Genomic DNA, 4,428 nt, shown 5'->3' with positions numbered 1-4,428 from the left:
TTTTTTGGCTCCTTTAACTCTTCCTTGAGCTAGTAAAACTAATAAACGTTGACGAGAGATACCTAATAAAAAAGACGCTTGTTTAGTACCCATGATTTTTTTCTCAACTGTTGGACAATAGTTAGGTCTCCTAAACTACAATAACATTAAAGAAGTTACCTAATAAAGAAATATAAACACTCATTATTGGTTTTGTCTATAGAGTGTCTCCTTTCCCTGATGGTTGTTGCTCGATGGAGCAAAACGGACAACGGTTGTTACATTGAATGAGACCATCAAACAGAGCGGTAGAAAATTCTCACCCCTAGTCTTGGTCGTAGTCTTTTTCTATTTCAATGTGGTGAGTTTTATCTTTTGCGTCAATAACTTCTATTTCTAGATATTCCTCAGGGCAAAAATATTGATAGTCTATTAGGTCTGGTGGTTGTTATCCGTTGATAGAGTTGAAAATGCAGGAAAAGATTGCAGAAGTTAAAGCTCAGATTGGCACAATTATGAATGCAGTTACTCAAGCTCATAAAGCTATGAATGAAACGGATCAAAACAAAAATAAATACACAGTTTTAGGGAAATAAATTTCTCGTTCGCACATTTTAGTTGGGTTTTTTCATATCAACCCAACCTACATTCTTTTTTCTTTCTTAAGTTTATCTTGCTTGAGAAGTCAGACTAGCTGTTAATATTCCCATGATTAGATTAATTTGATTTAGGTAATATTCGGTTAAATCTATAATAAGATTTTCCCCTTCTAATTTCAATAATCGCCAGTTGGTTCCTGATGTAATTGCTCCATAAATTGTGTTTATATTGTTACCTTCTTTTTGGTTAAATATTCTAGCAGCTATCATTTCTGCAATACATTGCCCTAATCCTAAATTAAGGTTTTCTTTCTTAGCTTCAACAATAGTTATGACTGGAGCTGTTATTGTTAACATTTCTGGAGACTTAGTAATCAAAAAGTCACAAGTTCCATTTAAACCTTTTTCTGGTTCGACGCTAAAATCTATCCCTGAAAAAATATTTATTTGTTCTTGGTTTTGTCTTTTAAAGTCTATTAATATCGGAGCAATAATCATTTCCGAACGAGCCTTTTCACTATTACTTGCCAGAGCGATCGCTACGTTATAATTTAGAGTTTCTATTAGACCTCTCCAAAAATAAAAAATCAAATCAATCCTATACGCACAAACCGTCAATTCTTTCCCCCTACTCCCTACTCCCTACTCCCTACTCCCTCTTTTCTGGAGATGTCTATTAATAATGAACTAGGTTCTAATGGTGGGAAGTTAGCAAAATAATTCTTTTGCTAAGTGGTGTTAATTTCAAAAGTTTGTTTGACTTTTGCTAATGTGAAGTCGCTGTAAGACATTTTTTTTAAGAAGGAAGAAGGAGGAAGGAAGAAGTAGATAAGTCAGAAAATTTACAACTATGTCATTGCGACTGGAACGGAGTGGAAGGAAGCAATCTCATGGGTTTTGATTGTATTAACATTTCGTTTACCTTTAGTCATCTAATAGATGACTCTATTGCTTTTTAAATTTTACAGCAGTTTTCAGGTTCATGAACCACATAAAAAAAATGATAACCCTGTAGGGACGTTGCATGCAACGTCCCTACTTTGTGGTCTACTCAAATAAAAAGGGCTGTAATTTTAAAACTCCTTACCTACACATACCCACGCACCGCAAAAATGACGTGCTTGTAAAGGATAGTTTTGTACTTCCCATTGTCTCAATAATTCAGCAGATTTTTCTGATAAACGTTCTCGAATTTGTTGGATAATTTTCTGACCAGTAGGTAAAGCTTCTAATTCTGTTCTTGTGATTGTTTTGATATAAAGTTGTGCCTCTTGTAAAGCTTGTTGACTGGATAATTTTTTCTGCTGCATATTAGTAAGAAAGCGGTTCATTAATAGAATTGAAACTTGAGCTGGAACAGACCACAAACTCATAATTAAAAGTCTAGCTCCGGCTGCGGTAAATGCACTGCGTAATCCTTTGACTCCTTCTCCAATTTTCACATCTCCGAGTGCTGTGTCACAAGCAATTAAAATGATTAATTCATTTGCCCATAAATCTAAACCTACTACATCTAAAGCAAATAGAATTCCTTCTTCTGCTTCTGGGGGAATTTCTCTTCCGAAAAGCCAGGTATTTGCTCCTGCTAATGCTAATCCCGAACGCCATAATGGATTTTGTGTAGTTTGGATTTGATTAAGAGGAGTCTGGAAGTTGCGTAGAAATAGAATACCAACTATGGAGTTATACTCTCGAAGAAGCAACCAAATGATCGGCATAGTTTTAAGCTGCAAGTTTCTATTTTCTTGTTCTAAAAAGAAACCATGAGTTGCCAGAACTAATTTTTTCGGACATTTACCATTTGTTAAATGAGTTTTTAAGGCATCATTTTGTAATAGAGGTTTGACTTGAAATTCGGCAGCAACAGCTTGGGCAATTTCTCTGGTCATCGGAACAGGTAAAAATGGTTTTTTATCCTCTTGTCCGAAAGTTTGAATAATTTCACTTTTCAGAGAATTTAAGTTAATAGATAAGTCTGTTTTTTCCTGTGGAGTTGTGGGAATTTCTAAGCCTCCCTTATTAAGGGGGGTTGGGGAGATATCTAAGCCTTCTTTACTCAGGGAATTTGTGGGAATTTCTAAGCCCCCCTTACTAAGAGAAGTTGGGGGAATTTCTAAGCCTCCCTTATTAAGGGGGGTTGGGGAGATATCTAAGCCTTCTTTACTCAGGGAATTTGTGGGAATTTCTAAGCCCCCCTTACCAAGGGGGGTTGGGGGGATTTCTTCCTTACTAAGAGAATTTGGGGGGATTTCTACATACAAATCAAAATTAGGATCGGCAATAACTAAAGATTCCGAGGCGGTACGTTTAGGTTGATTTTTCTTTCGTAATAAATCTCTACCTGCTGTTAAATAGGTAATTTGATATTTATCAATAAATAATTGATTATTTTCTCCATCTACAGGTAAAATTTCAAACCGAATCAGGGTTAACTTGCCGTCGGGACAAATAAATAATTGTTCGCCTTGTAAGTATTTTTTTAGAGGTTCAAAAACTGTAGTTGTTAATTCAACAAATGGATTTAACGGTTTAGATATTCCTAACCTGACTTTTTTCGTAGCCAAACCCATATTTTCTAGGTTGACTGGGGAAATAGCTTGACGCACCTGACTAATTAAATTATCAATTTTTTCTGCTGCTCCTAAGTCAATCATCTGCACTTTTTCCGGTTTTTTCGCAGGTAAGATAAAGGCAAGATAACGAGGAGTTTGATATTCCTTAGTAGTAAAGTCATAGACAGGAAAATAAGCAAATTCAATTAAGGTACTATTTTCTGGTAATTCTGAAGCAATAGCTTGGCGATCGACTAATTGATTTTCCAGGTTCATTTCTGGCACTTCAGCAGAGAGCTTTTTTTGTAAAGTTTCGACTTCAACATATAGTTCCTTCAGGAGTTTTTGATTAGCTTCGAGGCGAGATGAATTTTCCGGTAAGTAAAGAGAAGACTGCAAATTAACAATTTGTTTCCACAGAGAACGATATGTTTGAAAAGAGTCTTGGAGGTGGGGGTAGCGATCGCTATTCATTGCTGCATTGAAAGCTGCATCAGCGGCGTTACTGATGGCTTTACGTTTTAAGACTAAGTCTAAAGCAGTATGAATAGCTTCTGATTTTTCTGGAGATTTTTCTAGGGGATAAAAGTGTTGATAGACGAGGGAAAGTAAGGCATATTGTGTGGTTCTAATGTTGTCTAGGAAAATCATTCTATCATTTTCTGAACTGCCTAAAAATTCTTGATTCATTAAGCGATGTTCTACTTCTGTGGCTTCTTTAAAGGATTTTAGGGCTTGTTGACGGCGGTTAGTTATAGTGTAGAGGGAAGCTAGATTATTTAGACTTAGTGGTACACGAGGATGACCATTCGGAAACAGACTTTCATATATACTTAAAGCCTCTTGGAAAAGAGGTTCAACTTCATTATATTTTCCTTGTATATAGTATAGACAAGCTAGGTTATTTAAGCTATTAGCCACATCAGGATGGTCTTCAGTAAATAAACGTTTATAAATAGCTAAAGCCTCTTGATAGAGAGGTTTAGCCTCACTATATTTTCCTTGATGATCGTAGAGCAAAGCAAGGTTATTTGAGCTAAAAGCTACATCAGGATGGTCTCCAGTAAATAAACGTTTTCTCATGGCTAAAGCCTCTTGCAAAAGAGGTTCAGCTTCACTATATTTTCCTTGATTATAGTATAGGGAACCGAGGTTATGTAAGCTATTAGCCACATCAGGATGGTCTCCAGTAAATAAACGTTTTCTCATGGCTAAAGCCTCTTGCAAAAGAGGTTCAGCTTCACTATATTTTCCTTGATTATAGTATAGGGAACCGAGGTTATGTAAGCTATTAGCCA

3 protein-coding genes and 1 pseudogene are annotated in these 4,428 nt (G+C 36.0%); 1 reads left to right on the top strand and 3 read right to left on the bottom strand.

What is annotated here, in order from left to right; all coding sequences use genetic code 11:
- Positions 1-199: 199 nt before the first annotated feature.
- A pseudogene (locus tag F6K22_RS33335) lies at positions 200-427 on the bottom strand (TIGR03279 family radical SAM protein); the annotation flags it as partial.
- Positions 428-449: 22 nt separating this feature from the next.
- Here F6K22_RS33335 and F6K22_RS33330 point away from each other — a divergent pair.
- Entirely contained in the window at positions 450-575 is a 126-nt protein-coding gene (locus F6K22_RS33330) for a hypothetical protein (RefSeq protein ID WP_293108227.1), read from the top strand.
- Positions 576-647: 72 nt separating this feature from the next.
- On the opposite strand, the gene F6K22_RS33325 is transcribed toward F6K22_RS33330, so the two are convergent.
- Positions 648-1,169: a hypothetical protein gene (locus F6K22_RS33325; RefSeq protein WP_293108225.1), complete on the bottom strand. Its 522-nt coding sequence runs from the start codon at positions 1,167-1,169 to the stop codon at positions 648-650.
- Between the two features lie 482 nt (positions 1,170-1,651).
- Positions 1,652-4,428, bottom strand: a 2,777-nt coding sequence (locus tag F6K22_RS33320) for a CHAT domain-containing tetratricopeptide repeat protein (protein ID WP_293108222.1), incomplete at its 5' end; no start/stop codon positions are given.

The organism is Okeania sp. SIO2F4, assembly GCF_010672385.1.
Lineage (GTDB): Bacteria > Cyanobacteriota > Cyanobacteriia > Cyanobacteriales > Microcoleaceae > Trichodesmium.
This window is presented reverse-complemented; position numbering and strand designations above follow the sequence as displayed.